General features: G+C 71.6%; 15 protein-coding genes and 2 pseudogenes. 12 read left to right on the top strand and 5 right to left on the bottom strand.

The window, feature by feature from the left end; genetic code table 11:
- Positions 1–41: 41 nt before the first annotated feature.
- Positions 42–503 (top strand): VOC family protein, encoded by a 462-nt coding sequence (locus ACIBBB_RS22925; RefSeq protein ID WP_398984754.1) that lies wholly within the window; start codon positions 42–44, stop codon positions 501–503.
- Positions 504–564: 61 nt separating this feature from the next.
- On the top strand, positions 565–1,740 hold the full coding sequence (locus ACIBBB_RS22920) for an epoxide hydrolase family protein (protein WP_398984752.1): 1,176 nt from the start codon (positions 565–567) through the stop codon (positions 1,738–1,740).
- Between the two features lie 66 nt (positions 1,741–1,806).
- Here the strand turns inward: ACIBBB_RS22920 and ACIBBB_RS22915 are convergent, their stop codons facing one another.
- Together ACIBBB_RS22915 and ACIBBB_RS22910 are read right to left on the bottom strand one after the other, a co-directional pair.
- Entirely contained in the window at positions 1,807–3,459 is a 1,653-nt protein-coding gene (locus ACIBBB_RS22915; RefSeq protein WP_398984750.1) for a penicillin-binding transpeptidase domain-containing protein, read from the bottom strand.
- Positions 3,460–3,619: 160 nt separating this feature from the next.
- Entirely contained in the window at positions 3,620–5,341 is a 1,722-nt protein-coding gene (locus ACIBBB_RS22910; protein WP_398984748.1) for a dolichyl-phosphate-mannose--protein mannosyltransferase, read from the bottom strand.
- Positions 5,342–5,483: 142 nt separating this feature from the next.
- Between ACIBBB_RS22910 and rsmI the strand changes: the two genes are divergently transcribed.
- The 6 genes from rsmI (at position 5,484) to ACIBBB_RS22880 (ending at position 11,182) form a co-directional block, all read left to right on the top strand.
- Positions 5,484–6,398: a 16S rRNA (cytidine(1402)-2'-O)-methyltransferase gene (rsmI, locus tag ACIBBB_RS22905; protein WP_398984746.1), complete on the top strand. Its 915-nt coding sequence runs from the start codon at positions 5,484–5,486 to the stop codon at positions 6,396–6,398.
- Between the two features lie 129 nt (positions 6,399–6,527).
- Positions 6,528–7,007, top strand: coding sequence for a hypothetical protein (locus ACIBBB_RS22900; RefSeq protein WP_398984744.1), 480 nt, complete (start codon positions 6,528–6,530; stop codon positions 7,005–7,007).
- Between the two features lie 70 nt (positions 7,008–7,077).
- Complete coding sequence (locus tag ACIBBB_RS22895) at positions 7,078–7,962, top strand: TatD family hydrolase (protein WP_398985017.1); 885 nt, start codon at positions 7,078–7,080, stop codon at positions 7,960–7,962.
- Positions 7,963–8,136: 174 nt separating this feature from the next.
- Entirely contained in the window at positions 8,137–9,414 is a 1,278-nt protein-coding gene (locus ACIBBB_RS22890; protein WP_398984742.1) for a ubiquitin-like domain-containing protein, read from the top strand.
- A complete protein-coding gene (gene rsmA / locus ACIBBB_RS22885) occupies positions 9,411–10,280 on the top strand; it encodes a 16S rRNA (adenine(1518)-N(6)/adenine(1519)-N(6))-dimethyltransferase RsmA (protein WP_398984740.1) in 870 nt (289 codons plus the stop codon). Before ACIBBB_RS22890 ends, rsmA begins: the two co-directional genes overlap by 4 nt.
- Positions 10,277–11,182 (top strand): 4-(cytidine 5'-diphospho)-2-C-methyl-D-erythritol kinase, encoded by a 906-nt coding sequence (locus tag ACIBBB_RS22880; RefSeq protein WP_398984738.1) that lies wholly within the window; start codon positions 10,277–10,279, stop codon positions 11,180–11,182. Before rsmA ends, ACIBBB_RS22880 begins: the two co-directional genes overlap by 4 nt.
- 45 nt (positions 11,183–11,227) lie before the next feature.
- Here ACIBBB_RS22880 and ACIBBB_RS22875 read toward each other — a convergent pair whose 3' ends face one another.
- Positions 11,228–11,764 (bottom strand): GNAT family N-acetyltransferase, encoded by a 537-nt coding sequence (locus ACIBBB_RS22875; protein WP_398984736.1) that lies wholly within the window; start codon positions 11,762–11,764, stop codon positions 11,228–11,230.
- A 127-nt stretch (positions 11,765–11,891) separates the two neighbouring features.
- Between ACIBBB_RS22875 and ACIBBB_RS22870 the strand changes: the two genes are divergently transcribed.
- A complete protein-coding gene (locus tag ACIBBB_RS22870; protein WP_398984734.1) occupies positions 11,892–12,581 on the top strand; it encodes an alpha/beta fold hydrolase in 690 nt (229 codons plus the stop codon).
- Positions 12,582–12,663: 82 nt separating this feature from the next.
- Here the strand turns inward: ACIBBB_RS22870 and ACIBBB_RS22865 are convergent.
- Positions 12,664–12,885, bottom strand: a pseudogene (locus ACIBBB_RS22865) (hypothetical protein); the annotation flags it as partial.
- Between the two features lie 140 nt (positions 12,886–13,025).
- On the opposite strand from ACIBBB_RS22865, the pseudogene ACIBBB_RS22860 reads away from it, so the two are divergent.
- Positions 13,026–13,499 (top strand): annotated as a pseudogene (locus tag ACIBBB_RS22860) (TetR-like C-terminal domain-containing protein); the annotation flags it as partial.
- 51 nt (positions 13,500–13,550) lie between these two features.
- Here ACIBBB_RS22860 and ACIBBB_RS22855 read toward each other — a convergent pair.
- Positions 13,551–14,339 carry a helix-turn-helix domain-containing protein gene (locus ACIBBB_RS22855; RefSeq protein ID WP_398984732.1) on the bottom strand — a complete coding sequence of 263 codons (789 nt, stop codon included), beginning with the start codon at positions 14,337–14,339 and terminating at the stop codon, positions 13,551–13,553.
- An 89-nt stretch (positions 14,340–14,428) separates the two neighbouring features.
- On the opposite strand from ACIBBB_RS22855, the gene ACIBBB_RS22850 reads away from it, so the two are divergent.
- Positions 14,429–14,797 (top strand): nuclear transport factor 2 family protein, encoded by a 369-nt coding sequence (locus tag ACIBBB_RS22850; RefSeq protein ID WP_398984730.1) that lies wholly within the window; start codon positions 14,429–14,431, stop codon positions 14,795–14,797.
- A 35-nt stretch (positions 14,798–14,832) separates the two neighbouring features.
- Positions 14,833–15,378 (top strand): YciI family protein, encoded by a 546-nt coding sequence (locus ACIBBB_RS22845; protein ID WP_398984728.1) that lies wholly within the window; start codon positions 14,833–14,835, stop codon positions 15,376–15,378.
- Positions 15,379–15,386 lie beyond the last annotated feature (8 nt).

Below are 15,386 nucleotides of genomic sequence, written 5' to 3'. Positions count from 1 at the left end.
TCACGACCGGACACGAAACCCCCGACGAACGGAGCGAGCCGATGAGCCGCCACATCCAGATCACCTTCGACGCCCACGACCCGCAGGCGCTGTCGACCTTCTGGCGCGAGGTCCTGGGCTATGTCCACCCCGGCCCGCCCGGGGTCGACCTGCCCGAGGGCGCCGACCCGCTCGCCGCGTGGGACGACTTCCTCGCGCGGGTCGGCGTACCGGAGGCGGACCGCAACACCAGGTCCGCCCTGGAGGACCCGGACGGGCAGGGCCCCCGGCTCTTCTTCCAGCAGGTGCCGGAGGACAAGGTCGCCAAGAACCGCGTCCACCTCGACGTCCGGGCGGCCCCCGGACTGGAGGGGGAGGAGCGGATGGCGGCGCTGGAGGCCGAGTGCGACCGGCTCGTGGCGCTGGGAGCGACACGGCTGCGCCGCGACGAGCCAGCGCCCCCGATGAGCACCGGCTACATCGTGATGCGGGACCCGGAGGGCAACGAGTTCTGCCTGGACTGACCCTGACGCCGCGGCGTGGACCGGGCCGGTCCGGCCGGGCACGGTCCGTAGGATGCGTGCCATGCCGGACGCCCCGCCCCGCCCCGAGCCGTTCACCGCGCGGACCTCTCCCGCCGAGCTGGAGGACCTCCGCGCGCGGCTGCGCGCGACACGCTGGCCGGACGCGCCCGAGGACGCCGGATGGTCGCTCGGCACCGACCTCGCCTACCACCGCGAACTCGTCGCCCACTGGGCGGACGGATTCGACTGGCCCGCACAGGAGGCGGCCCTCGCCCGCTTTCCCCGCTACCGCGTCCGGCTCGGCGGCCTCGGGATCCACTTCGCGCACGTGCGGGCCGACGCGACCGCCGGGCCCGTGCTGCCGCTGGTCCTCAGCCACGGCTGGCCGGACTCGTTCTGGCGGTACGCGAAGGTCATCCCGCTCCTGACCGATCCGGGGGCGCACGGCGCCGACCCCGCCGACGCGTTCGACGTGGTCGTCCCCGACATGCCGGGTTACGGCTACTCCGACCGCCCCACGGGCCCGGCCCTCGACTCCATCGCCGTCGCCGGTCTGTGGGCCGAGCTCATGGGCGTGCTCGGCTACGACCGGTTCGGTGCGGCGGGCGGCGACATCGGCAGCCATGTGAGCCGCTACCTCGCACTCGACCACCCCGACCGGATCGTGGCCGTGCACCGTACGGACGCGGGGGTGCCCGTCTTCGCAGGCGACCCGGCCGAGCTCGCCCCCGAGGAGCGCGCCTGGCTCGACAGCGCCGCGGCCTGGGGCGCGAAGGAGGGCGCGTACGCCGCCATGCACCGTACGAAGCCGCAGACCGCCGCCTTCGGGCTCACCGACTCACCGGCGGGGCTCGCCGCGTGGATCGTCGAGAAGATGCGGGCGTGGAGCGACTCCGACGGCCATGTCGAGCGGAGCTTCACCAAGGACGAGATCCTGACGAACGTCACGCTCTACTGGCTGACGGGGACGATCGGCTCGTCGATGCGCATGTACGGCGCGAACGCCGCGATCCCGCCCGCGCAGCTCGCCCGCCGGGTCGAGGTGCCGTCCGGCTTCTCGCTCTTCCCGGGCGACATCGTCCGCCCGCCGCGCGCGTGGCTCGAACGCACGGCGAACGTCGTGCGGGTGACCGAGCCCCCGAGCGGCGGTCACTTCGCGGCGTTCGAGGAGCCGGAGCTGTACGCGGAGGAGCTGCGCGCGTTCTTCCGCCCGTACCGCCCGGCGGCATTGGGCTGAGCACGGCCGGGCACGGGCCCCGGGCCGGTACTCGGCCCCGCACCGCTCAGCCTTCCGCGCGCCCGCTCAGCCCGCCGCGAGTACGGCCGCGACCACCGGCCCCGCCGCGTCGCCGCCGTGCCCGCCCGACTCGACGCTCGCGGCGGCGGCCAGGTCGTCCTGGAAGCCGGTGAACCAGCTGTTCGACGTGGCCTGCCCGTCCACCTCGGCGGACCCCGTCTTGGCGCCCTTGTCACCGCCGAGCCCGGCCATCGCCGCCTTGCCGGTGCCCCACGAGGCCGTCTCGCGCATCATGTCGCGCAGCTGCTGCCCCACCGCGCCCGGCAACTGCCTCTCGGCGACGGCCAGTTCGCGGTTGTCCAGCCCGCGCGGGACGATGATCGGCTGGCGGAAGGTGCCGTCCTTCGTGGTGGCCGTGACCGACGCGATGTTCAGCACGTTCATCTGGACCGTGCCCTGGCCGATGTACTGCGCCGCCGCCCCGCCGCCGTCCGACTCCGGCACGCTGCCGTCCGCCGACGCGATGCCCGTCTGCCAGTTCAGCCCGAGGCCGAAGACCTGCCGGGCCTCGGTGGGCAGTGCGTGGTCGTCCTTCGTGTCGTCGATCAACTTGATGAAGGCGGTGTTGCAGGACCGGGCGAAGCTCTCTGTGAAAGTGCCGCCCTGGATGTCGAAGTTGTCCAGGTTGTGGAACGAAGTGCCCTGGTAGAGCACCGTCTTCGGGCACTCGGCCGGCCGGTCCGCGCCGGCCAGGCCCTTCTCCAGCAGCATCGCCGCCGTCACTATCTTCATCGTCGAGCCCGGCGCCTGCTTGCCGAGCATCGCCGCGTTGAAGCCGTCCTTACGGTTGTTGGCGACGGCGACTATCTCGCCGGTACTCGGCTTCACGGCCGCGACGGACGCCTCGTCGAACTTCTTCACGGCCTGCTCGGCCGCCGCCTGCACTTCCGCGTCGAGCGTCGTCGTCAGCTCGCCGCTCTTGCCCTTGGAGAGCGTCAGGAGCGTCTTGCGCGGCGCACTGTCGCCGTTGCCGGCGCCGTCACCTTCGCCCTCCGTCTGTATCCACGTCTCGATGCCGGACTCGCCGCCCGCCTTCTCGCCGTACTTGTCCCGCAACTGGTCGAGCACCGGCGCCAGCGACGGGTACTTCTCGGCCGTCAGCTCGGTCCCGTCGCGGTCGACCGCCTTGATCGGCGGCGTGGGCGCCTCGCCGGTGACCAGGCTGCTGTTCTTCGTCAGCTTCGGATGAATGACCGTCGGCGCCCAGTCGACCAGCGGCTTCCCGGTGGTCACCCCCCGGACGACGGTCAGCTCGGAGGCGTACGACAGCGGCTTGCTCAGCCCCTTGTACGTCACCGTCGCCTCGACGGTGAACGGCACCTTCGCGCCCGTCGCCGCGCCCGGAGTGATCACGGCGCCGGTGATGTGCGCCCGCTCGCTGTAGCCGGCGACGGCGTCCTTCGCGGCGGACGCGTTGTTCGTGTACGCCGCGGCGAGCTCGGGGTCCTTGCCGTCGGCCCACGCGGCGAGGAACTCCTCGGCGGTGTTCTTGATCTCTTCCGCGCCGGGCGGCCCGGTTCTGACCTCGGCCGACTGTGACCCGGTCCCGGTACTCCCCCCGTCGTCCCCGCTGATGACTTTGTACGCCCCGTACCCGATGCCACCGGCGACGACGATGAACACACCGCCGACGATCGCGACCTTCGTTCCACTGCGCATGAGCGCGGTCCCCTCCCCCAGGAGCGCTCCCGGCCACGTTTTGAACGTGTTCAAGGAGCGATGATTTCGCACTCTACGGGACGAGAGTGAACGAATGAGGGGCCGTTATCGGACCGCGACGCACCGCCGCGACCGCCCGGCGGGCACCGCCGTTCCGCGACTACACCCAGGTGTCGAACCACATCCGGTCCTGCCACTCCCCGACCGGGATCGTCTGCCCCGTGAAGACCGGCCAGAAGTAGATGAAGTTCCATACGATCAGCAGCACCAGAACGCCCGCCCCGACCGCGCCGATCGTTCTGCGTCTCTCGTCCGAGCCCGCCGGGCCCAGCATGGCGCCGATCATCATCGACACCGCCAGACAGAGGAACGGGACGAAGACCACCGCGTAGAAGAGGAAGATCGTGCGTTCCTGGTAGAAGAACCACGGGACCCAGCCCGCCGCCACCCCGCAGGCGATGGCGCCCGCGCGCCAGTCGCGGCGGAAGAACCAGCGCCACAGCACGTACAGGAGCGCGAAGCACGCCGCCCACCAGAGCAGGGGTGTGCCGATCGCCAGGACCTCCTGGGCGCACTTGTCCGCGGGGGCCGCCGTGCAGCCCTCCGTACCGCCCCTGGGGTCCTCGTAGAAGTACGAGACCGGGCGGCCGAGGACGATCCAGCTCCAGGGATTGGACTGGTAGGTGTGCCCGGAGGTCAGATTGACGTGGAAGCTGTAGACCTCGGTCTCGTAGTGCCAGAGGCTGCGCAGCCAGTCGGGCAGCCAGGACCACATCCCGCCCCGGCCCTCGGTCGCCGCCCAGTCGCGGAAGTAGCCCTTGTCGGTGACGATCCAGCCGGTCCACGAGGCGATGTACGTCACGATCGCGACCGGGACCGTCGAGACGAAGGCCGGCAGCAGGTCGCGCTTGAGGACGGCGAGATACGGGCGTACGGCGCCGGCGGTGCGCCGCGCGCCCACGTCCCAGAAGATGGTGAGCAGACCGAACGCGGCCAGGATGTAGAGGCCGTTCCACTTCGTCGCGAACGCGAGTCCCAGCATCAGACCGGCCGCGATACGCCACGGCCGCCAGCCCAGCCGCAGCCCCCCGGCGACGGCGGCGTCCGGGCGCAGCACCCCCTCGGCGTCCACCGGCAGCGCGTCGGCGAACCGCCTTCGCGCCCAGTCCCTGTCGAGCAGCAGACAGCCGAACGCGGCCAGTACGAAGAACATCAGCACCAGGTCGAGCAGAGCGGTGCGGCTCATCACGAAGTGCAGTCCGTCGACGGCGAGCAGCCCGCCCGCCAGACAGCCCAGGAACGTCGAACGGAACAGCCGGCGGCCGATACGGCACAGCATCAGTACGGAGAGCGTGCCGAGGACGGCCACCATGAAGCGCCAGCCGAACGGGTCGAAGCCGAACATCAGCTCCCCGAGCCCGATGATCCACTTGCCCACCGGCGGGTGCACCACATACCCGGGGTCCGTCGGCACCGGGACCGTCGAGGGGTCGGCCAGGATCAGCTTGTCGACGTCCTTGGGCCAGCTGCCCTCGTAACCCTGCTTGACGAGCGCCCACGAGTCCTTCGCGTAGTACGTCTCGTCGAATATCACCGCCTTGGGGCTGCCCAGATGCCAGAACCGCATCAGTCCGGCGACCAGCGCCACCAGCAGCGGACCGGTCCACGCGGACCAGCGGATCAGCCGGTCGGCGAGCAGCGGCCGTACGCCGAACACGATCCACAGACGGGTCGACGGCTCCGTGTACGGCGGGACCAGCCGCTCGCGCAGCCCGATCACGGGTCTCGGCGCATAGCCGAACCGCCGCAGGCGCTGGGGCCACGACGGCGGCCTGTCCTCGGCGTCACGACCCTGGAGGGCTTCTGGCGCGGTACTGGTCACCGCGCCATCGTAGGGAACGCGACTGTGCGTCGTGGGCACACGGCCTCGGACACGGCGGCGGAGCGGACGCGGACGGGGTGCGGACCGGGCGGTGACACGGCGGCGGACCCGGTGCGCGGGGTGCCCTGCGAGGATGGCGTACGTGACTACTGTGCCCTCCAGCGGAACGGCCCCCGCAGCCCCGGCCGGCGTTCTCGTCCTCGCCGGGACCCCCATCGGCGACACCTCCGACGCCCCGCCGCGCCTCGCCACCGAGCTCGCGGCGGCGGACGTCGTCGCCGCCGAGGACACCCGGCGGCTGCGCAGGCTCACACAGGCGCTCGGCGTGCGGACCACGGGCCGCGTCGTGTCGTACTTCGAGGGCAACGAGAGCGCCCGTACGCCGGAACTCGTGGAGGCGCTGGCCGGCGGCGCCCGCGTGCTCCTGGTGACGGACGCGGGGATGCCGTCCGTCTCCGACCCCGGTTACCGGCTCGTGGCGGCGGCCGTCGAGCGCGACATCAGGGTGACCGCGGTGCCGGGCCCTTCCGCCGTACTGACCGCGCTGGCGCTCTCCGGACTGCCCGTCGACCGCTTCTGCTTCGAGGGGTTCCTGCCGCGCAAGGCGGGCGAACGGCTGGCGAAGCTCCGCGAGGCCGCCGACGAGCGCCGCACCCTTGTCTACTTCGAGGCGCCGCACCGGCTCGACGACACCCTCGCGGCGATGGCCGAGGTCTTCGGCGCGGACCGCCGGGCCGCCGTCTGCCGCGAGTTGACCAAGACGTACGAAGAGGTGAAGCGCGGCGGCCTCGGCGAACTGGCGAAGTGGGCGGCCGACGGCGTACGCGGAGAGATCACCGTGGTGGTCGAGGGAGCCCCGGAGCCCGCGCCCGTGACGGACCCCGGTGAACTGGTGCGCAGGGTGCGGGTGAGGGAGGAGGCGGGGGAGCGCAGGAAGGAGGCGATCGCGGCCGTCGCCCTGGAAGGAGGGGTGCCCAAACGCGAGGTCTTCGACGCGGTCGTGGCGGCAAAGAATGCTGCCCGGACAAGCCCCCGGGACGGTAAAGGACTATCTTGAAAAGCAAAGCGCAGACCGTGTGCCGGGCCCTTTCGGCATGAGGAGGCCAAGAGCCTGCCATTAATCGACAGCGTTGATGCGCTCCCGCCCGAATAGGCGTCCACTGGGTCGAGTGGAGAGGAGCTGGGCATGAGTGAGATCACGGGCAACGCCGTCGCCCACGAGGCATATGCGTTCTGCTGCATGCGATGCGGTCACGGCTGGGAGCAGGCGTACGACATAGAACACCACAAGGACGGTTCCGGGCAGGAATTCGTCGTGTACAAGGCGGACGGACTGCGGGTGCCCTCACCGCTGTCGAGTCCGACCTGTGTCAACTGCGGACACCACGTCGTGCGCATCATGCGCTCGGGACAGGTGTCCTCGGTGCACGCCCTGATGAGCCAGCAGCGGAACTCCGTCCGGACGCCCAGGCCGCCGAAGGCGTCCAAGGCGTCCAAGGCGTCCAAGGCGTCCAAGGCCGCGAAGGAGCCGAAGCCGGCGGAGCCGATACCGGTGACGAACGAGGCGGGCGGGGCGGCCGTCGCCGCCGTGGCCGAGAACGCGCAGGGGAAGCCGGCCCACCACTGGCATCTCTCCGATCTCCTGCACCCCTTCCACCGCAGGTAGGCGGCTCAGGCCACCGGACAGCGCCCGGCTGCCCGGGACCGGCGGGTTCGGTCCTCGTACGATCGTGCCCATGAGCCCGAAAAGCGCCACACGCTCCGACGAAGCGCCGCCGGCACCCGAACCGCTGCGGGTGCCGGTCGCCGATTCGCACACCCATCTGGACATGCAGAGCGGCACCGTCACGGAGGCCCTCGCCAAGGCCGCCTCCGTAGGGGTGCCGACCGTCGTCCAGGTGGGCTGCGACGTGAAGGGGTCCCGCTGGGCGGCCGAGACGGCCGCCGCGCACGCGTCCGTGCACGCGGCTGTCGCGCTGCATCCCAACGAGGCGCCGCGCATCGTCCACGGCGACCCCGACGGCTGGTCGCGCCAGGGCGTGCGCGAGGCCGGCGGTGACGCGGCCCTGGACGACGCGCTCACCGAGATCGACCGCCTGGCCGCGCTCGGTCCGGTGCTGGCCGTCGGTGAGACCGGGCTCGACTTCTTCCGTACGGGGCCCGACGGGATGGCCGCGCAGGAACGCTCCTTCCGCGCGCATATCGAGATCGCCAAGCGGCACGGAAAAGCACTCGTGATCCACGACCGCGAAGCGCACGCCGATGTGTTGCGCGTCCTCGCCGACGAAGGCGCTCCGGAGCGGACCATTTTCCACTGCTATTCGGGCGATGCGGAAATGGCCGAAATCTGTGCCGCCGCAGGCTACTTCATGTCCTTCGCGGGAAATATGACGTTCAAAAACGCGCGTCCGTTGCGTGAGGCGTTGGCCGTCGCTCCGCTCGAACTCGTTCTGGTCGAGACGGACGCACCTTTTCTGACGCCCGTTCCGTACCGGGGACGGCCCAATGCGCCGTTTTTGATTCCGATCACGGTGCGCGCGATGGCGGAGGTCCGGGGGATCGGCGAGGACGCGATGGCGACGGCCATTTCGGCCAACACGGCGCGCGCTTTCGGCTACTGAGACGGCTGGTCCTGGCCGGTGTCCTGGCCGGTGTCCCGGTCGGTCCGGCGGCGCTGACGGCGTTCGAACAGCTACGCCGTGTAGTCGCGCTGCTTTGGAGAGTGACGATCGCTCCGCTAGTGTCCGCCGGGCATCGGGCGGGGGTCGGACCGGACTTGTGGAGCGTCGAGCGTCATGAGCAGTGCGCAGGGCAGTCACCGTGCCGGAAGTGGCGGACGCGGTGGGCATCGCGAGGTATGGCCCCGTCCCGAACCGGCGCCCACCGTGCCGTGGTTCGCCCCGCCGGAGACGACGCCGGTCCCACACCAGCAGCCACCGCCCGCCGTCTCCGCGGACCCGGTGCCCGACCTCGGTCCCGGTCCTGCCTCTCGCCGCCGTCTCGTCCCGCAGGCCCTCGTCGTCGCCGTCCTGGCGGGCGGCACCTCCGCCTTCGTCGCCGACGACAAGGCCGTCAGGCTCAGCGTCGACGGCACCCCGCGCACCCTCCACACCTTCGCCGACGACGTGGACGAACTCCTCGCCGACGAGGGCGTCAGGATCGGCGAGCACGACCTCGTAGCCCCCGGGCGGGGCGCCGAACTCACCAACGGCGACACGGTGGTTGTCCGCCACGGCCGCCCCGTCATGCTCACCGTCGACGGCCGGCGCCGCCAGATCTGGACGACCGCAGAGACCGTGGACGGCGCGCTGCGGCAGCTCGGGGTACGCGCGGAGGGCGCCCTCCTGTCCGTCTCGCGCTCGTCCGCGATCCCCCGCAGCGGGCTCGCGCTCGACGTCCTGACGGAGCGCACCGTCACCTTCATGGCCGACGGGCGCGAGCACACCATCCGTACGAACGCCGCGACCGTGCGCGAGGCCCTGGCCGACGGCGGGCTGGCCCTGCACGGCCAGGACACCACCTCCGTACGGCCCGAGAGCTTCCCGCGCGACGGCCAGACGATCACCGTGATGCGGATCACCCGCGACGAGATCGTCCGCGACGAGGCTGTCCCGTACCACACCGAACGGATCCAGGACCCCTCGCTGTTCACCGGCACGGAGGTGGTCACGCGCCAGGGCGAGCAGGGGACGCGCCGCCTCACCTACGCGGTGCGCGCCGTCAACGGGGTGAAGCAGAAGCCCCGCCAGATCTCCGAGAAGATCGTCCGCGCGCCCGTCACCCAGCGCGTCAGGGTCGGTACGAAGCGGCGCCCGGCCTCCGTCGCGGGCGCCGACGGACTCGACTGGGCCGGGCTCGCCGCCTGCGAGTCGGGCGGGCGGCCGGACGCGGTCGACCCCTCGGGGACGTACGGCGGGCTCTACCAGTTCGACACCGGCACCTGGCAGTCCCTCGGCGGCAGCGGACGCCCGCAGGACGCGTCGGCGGGCGAGCAGACCATGCGGGCGAAGAAGCTCTACGTGCAAAGGGGGGCGAGTCCGTGGCCGCACTGCGGCCGTAGGCTGCACGGGTGAGCACCACAGAGCCCGATGCCCTCCTGGGCCCCGCAGACATCCGCGAGCTGGCCGCCGCACTGGGCGTACGCCCCACGAAGCAGCGCGGCCAGAACTTCGTCATCGACGCCAACACCGTCCGACGGATCGTCCGTACGGCCGGTGTGCGGCCGGACGACGTGGTCGTGGAGGTGGGCCCCGGGCTCGGCTCGCTGACGCTGGCGCTGCTGGAGGCGGCCAGGCATGTGACGGCCGTCGAGATCGACGACATCCTGGCTGCCGCGCTGCCGCGCACCGTCGAGGCCCGGATGCCGGACCGCGCCGCCCACTTCTCGCTGGTGCACGCGGACGCGATGCGGGTACGGGAGCTGCCGGGCCCGACGCCCACGGCACTGGTGGCGAACCTGCCGTACAACGTCGCCGTGCCCGTCCTGCTCCACATGCTGGAGCACTTCCCGACGATCGAGCGCACCCTGATCATGGTCCAGGCGGAGGTCGCGGACCGGCTCGCGGCGGCGCCGGGGAACAAGGTGTACGGCGTGCCGTCGGTGAAGGCCAACTGGTACGCGGAGGTCAAGCGCGCCGGCGCCATCGGCCGCAACGTGTTCTGGCCCGCGCCGAACGTCGACTCCGGCCTCGTCTCGCTCGTCCGTCGCGCCGAGCCGCTCACGACCACCGCGTCACGCACGGAGGTCTTCGCGGTCGTGGACGCGGCCTTCGCGCAGCGCCGCAAGACACTGCGCGCGGCGCTCGCGGGCTGGGCCGGGTCGGCCCCGGCGGCGGAGACGGCGCTGCTCGCGGCGGGTGTCTCGCCGCAGGCGCGGGGGGAGTCTTTGACGGTGGAGGAGTTCGCACGTATCGCGGAGTCGAAGGGAGCGCACGCGTGAGTGGCACCGAGGTGACCGTACGGGTACCGGCGAAGGTCAACGTCCAGCTGGCGGTGGGCGCGGCACGCCCCGACGGCTTCCACGACCTGGCCAACGTCTTTCTCGCGGTGGGTCTCCACGACGAGATCACCGTGAGGGCGGCCGACGAACTGCGCATCACCTGCGCGGGCCCGGACGCGCACCAGGTCCCGCTCGACGCGACGAACCTCGCGGCGCGGGCGGCCGTCGCGCTGGCGCGGCGGCACGGGATCGAGCCGCGCGTCCATATCCACATCGACAAGGACATCCCCGTCGCGGGCGGCATGGCCGGCGGCAGCGCGGACGGCGCGGGCGCGTTGCTCGCGTGCGACGCGCTCTGGTCACTGGGCTCGTCCGAGGCCGAACTGCTCGCCATCTGCGCCGAGTTGGGCAGCGACGTACCGTTCAGCCTGCTGGGCGGCGCGGCGCTCGGCGTCGGGCGCGGGGAGCGGCTGACACCGCTGGAGGTGCGCGGCACGTTCCACTGGGTGTTCGCGGTCGCGGACGGCGGCCTGTCGACCCCGGCGGTGTACGCGGAGTTCGACCGCCTCAACGCGGCGTCCGACGTCCCGCCACCCGCCGCCGACCCGGCCCTGCTCGCGGCCCTGCGCACGGGCGACGCGACGGCCCTGTCCGCCGCCCTCACCAACGACCTCCAGCCCGCGGCCCTCTCCCTGCGCCCGTCGCTCGCGTCGACGCTCACGACGGGCACATCGGCGGGCGCACTGGCGGCCCTGGTCTCGGGCTCGGGCCCGACAACGGCGTTCCTGACGAAGGACGAGGAGTCGGCGACGACGGTGGCCGAAGCCCTGCTGACCTCGGGCAACTGCCGCACGGCAAGGGTGACTTCATCACCGGCGCCGGGGGCGCGGGTGGTGTCCTGACGGACGGACCGGACCTGTGGGGGCGGCTCGGTTCTCGGAGCCGCCTTACCGCGGAGCCTCCCGTACGTGCTGGTGGCCGTCCAGGGGGAACGGGGGGCGGGCGGGAAGGGTCTGCCGGTAGGTGTAGCCCGTCTTTTCCGCGACGCGGCAGGAGGCCGGGTTGTCGATCTGGTGGAGCAGTTCGAGGCGGGTGACCCCGGCGAGGGTGGTGAAGGACCAGTCGCTCAGGGCCTCCAGGGCCCGTGACGCGATTCCCCGTCCCCGGGCCTCGGCGGCGGTCCAGTAGCCGACCTCGGCGCTGTCGCCGTGCGTGGCAGTGGATTTGACGACGACGTGGCCCACGATCCGGCCCGTTTCCCGGACGGCGAAGCTGAGCCGCTCCCCGGTCCGCCATCCGTCCCGCTGAAGCTCCAGCCAGCGAATCGCTTCCTCGACCCCCGTGACGGGTATCCGGGTCCAGCGCCGGAGCGCGGGGTCGCGGTAGATGTCGATGAGCGGCTGGATGCCGCTGTCGTCCCAGGGGCGGAGGTCGAGGGCGGGAGCCCCGGCGGGGGTCGGATCGACCCGCAGTTCAACGGTCAACGGGGCGCTCCTGTTCGCTCTGCCTGGACCCGGTTCACGAGAACGCTAACCCCGGCCCGGCGCCCCGCCCGCACCGGGCCCGCCGGGGGGACACCCCGTTGTCAGACCCCTGCGTTAGATTCCCGCCATGACTCAATACGTGCTCGTGGCAGGGGCGTGGCTGGGCTCGTGGGCGTGGGACGAGGTGGTGGACGAGCTGCGGGCCGCCGGGCACGGGGCCCACGCCCTGACGCTGTCCGGGCTGGCCGACAGGCGGGACGAGGGGCGGGACACGCCCATCGATCAGGAGACCCACGTCCAGGACATCGTGGGCGCGATCGAGCGTCTCGATCTGCGTGATGTCGTCCTGGTCGGGCACAGCTACTCGGGCATCCCGGTCGGTCAGGCCGCCGAGCGCATCGGGGACCGGCTGGCCCGGGTGGTGTTCGTCGACTCGGACGTGCCGACGGACGGGAAGTCGTTCGTCTCCGGCTCGGCGACCCTTGAGGCGTCGATCGCGGAGAACGGCGGCTTCTGGATGCCCCCCACGGCACAGGAGTACGAGGGGCAGGGCCTTGACGACGAGCAGACCGCCCGCATCGTGGCCGGCGCGACGCCGCACCCGGGTGCGAGCCTGACCGGGCGGGCGAAGCTTGACCGCCCGCTCGGGGAGCTTCCCGCGACGTACATCAAATGCCTGCTGGACTGGCCGGAGCTGCCGCCGGACGTGGCCGAGCTGATGAAGAGCGACGAGTGGCGGCTGGTGGAGATGAACACCGGGCACTGGCCGATGTTCTCCCAGCCGCGGGAACTGGCCCGGATCCTGCTCGACGCCTGACCCCCGTAACGTCTGAACGGCTGTCCGACCGGACCCCACGCGGGGCCGGTCGGACAGGCGTGAGATCCCTCGGACCGATCTCTCAGACCTTCGTGGTGTTCTTCACGTACGGCGACGCCTCCACGGGGGTCGGCGCCGGGCCGCCCTCGCTGAGACCGAACCGCCCGTGGAACTTCCGCAGGAGGCCGGGCGCGTACCAGGCCGAGCGTCCCAGCAGCCGCATCGCGGCGGGTACCAGCACTCCGCGTACGGCGACGGCGTCGATGAGGATGGCCAGCCCGCTGCCGAGGCCGAACAGGGTCAGCGGTACGGCGATGGCCTCGGCCAGGATGAGGTCCTTGGGCACCTGGGTCGACAGGTCGACGCCCACCCCGGTGCCGCCTCCGGCCTGGACGGTGAGCCCGCCCTCGTACGAGCCGCTGTACTCGTCGATGAGGCCCGGCCGTGCCGCGCATGGTGGCGGCGGCCGAGGGCTACCGCCGGTGGGCCATCGCCCACCCCGAGCTGTTCCAGCTCCTGTACGGAACACCGCTGCGGCAGTACGCGGCACCCGTCGGGGGCCCGACCACGCGGGCCCTGCTCCGGATGAGCGCGATCTTCCAGCGCGAGATGTTCGACGGCTTCACCCAGGCCCAGCTCGCCGCCGCCGACGCCCCCGAGCTCTCGCCCGAGTTCCGTGAGTATCCGGGGCAGCTGAGCCCGGACGGTCCCGGAGCCCTGCCGGCTCCCGCGGCCGCACTGCTCCTGGGCGCGTGGGGGCATTTGCACGGCCTCGTCGTACTGGAGGTGTTCGGGCACACCTCTTTCCTCGGCGACCACCAGGCCGAGCTCTTCCGCATGGCGATGCGGAACACGCTCGCGGACGTCCACAGCCGGATCCCCGAACGGACACCGCGACGCCGAGGGCCGGCCAGGTAGGGGCGTGCGGGCCGGCCGGGCGCGCGCTACACGCGCCACCCACTGCCGGTGCTACACGCGCCACCCGTGGGCGGGCCCGAGGCTTCGCAGGATGGCGGCGCTCTCGGCGTCCGCCGGATAGTACGACTCGATCGAGATCTCTTCGAGCGTGATGTCCTGAGGGGTTCCGAACGTCGTGATGGTCGAGAACATGCTCAGCTCCCGCCCCTGGAAGCGGAAGATCATCGGAGTCGCCACCTCCGACTCCATCCCGGGCGCCGGTCCCTCGGGCTCGTACTCCGCGAAGAACTCCTCGTACAGCGCGCTCACCACCGGGTCACCGCTCTTGGCGGCCTGCCGTGCGAGCCGCAGCTGGAGCAGTGAACGGACCTCGGCCAGATTGGCCATCAGGGGGGCGAGACCCCGTGGATCAAGTCCGAGCCGGATCATGTTGACGGGAGGGTGGAGCAGTTCCGGGTCGACTTCCGCGAGGAAGTGCTCGACCGGGCCGTTGGCCATCACGATGTTCCAGCGCTGGTCCAGGACCAGCGCCGGATAGGGCTCGTGGGCGCGCAGCACCCTGACCACGGCGTCCCGTACGGCGGCCATGTCCGGCTCGTCCAGCGGCCGCTCGCGGTACCGCGGCGCGAAACCGGCCGCGACCAGCAGACGGTTGCGATGCCGCAGCGGCACGTCGAGCTGGGCCGCGAGCCGCAGCACCATGTCGGCGCTCGGCCGGGACCGGCCGGTCTCGACGAGGCTGACGTAGCGCGGCGAAACACCCGCCGCCAGGGCGAGATCGAGCTGGCTGAGCTGTCGGCCGTGCCGCCACTCGCGCAGCAGGCCGCCTACCGTTTCCATGGTGGCGACCCTAGTCACGCGCTTCGCCCCGGGTCCATGAACCGCGAGTTCATCGACAGCCCCCGCCCCTCGCGCCGACACTTCGGTCCATGAGCACTCACAACAAGGACCTGGTCCGCACATGCCTGGAGCTGTACGGGAAGGGCGACCTCGACGGTGTCGCACCGCTGCTGTGTGACGATTACGTCGATCACGGCCTGCCGTTCCAGACCTCGACCAGAGCGGACTGGCTCGCGGCGGCGCGGCTTCTGCCCCTCGCCGATCTGCGGATCGACATCCGCCGGCTGATGGCCGAAGACGACTACGTGACGATGTTCTCCCGGCGGTGGCTGCCCGCCACCGATCTCGACATCGCGGTGGCAGACGTCTTCCGTATCGAGGCCGGTCTGATCGCGGAGCGCTGGGAAGTCGTCGAACAGATCCCGCCGGACGCTCCGAATCCGGTGGCGACCTTGTGAGCGACGCGGTGGGCCGGTGGTGAACACTGAACGGCATGGAGTTCTTCTGCTACCACCGCGACCGTCCCGGCTCCATGGCGCTGCGCCATGAACTTCTGGAAGAGCACTGGTCCTACATGGACCGGTACGCCAAGGAAATGATCGCGCGCGGCCCGACTCTCGTCGACGACGAGACATGCACCGGCAGTGTGCACATCCTCGACCTGCCCGACCCCGCCGCCGCCCGCGCCTTCGCCTTCGACGAGCCCGGCTACCAGGCCGGCGTGTACCGGGACGTGCTGCTGCGCCGGTGGCACAACGCGCTGGGCCGCACCATGTGGGACTTCCCCGGCGGCCCGGAGGACGGCGACCGGTATCTGGTGCTCGGCCTCGGCCGGGGCCCGGCCGTCGACCTCGCCGTCCCGTCCGACCGGGCCGAACTGATCGCGTACGGTCCGCTGATGTCCGACGACGACACCACCTGGGTGGGTACGGCGGCGCTGCTCCGCGCCCCCGACGCGGCCACGGCCCGCGCCGTACTCACCCCGGACGGATACGCCGACATCGAGGTCCACAACTGGCAGTTCGGCGGCCGGTCGTGAAAAGGATT

The sequence above is a fragment of the Streptomyces sp. NPDC051217 genome (assembly GCF_044455465.1).
In the GTDB taxonomy this organism is placed as follows: Bacteria; Actinomycetota; Actinomycetes; order Streptomycetales; family Streptomycetaceae; genus Streptomyces.
Note: the sequence above shows the minus strand (reverse complement) of the source record. Positions and strands in the feature narration are given on the sequence as shown.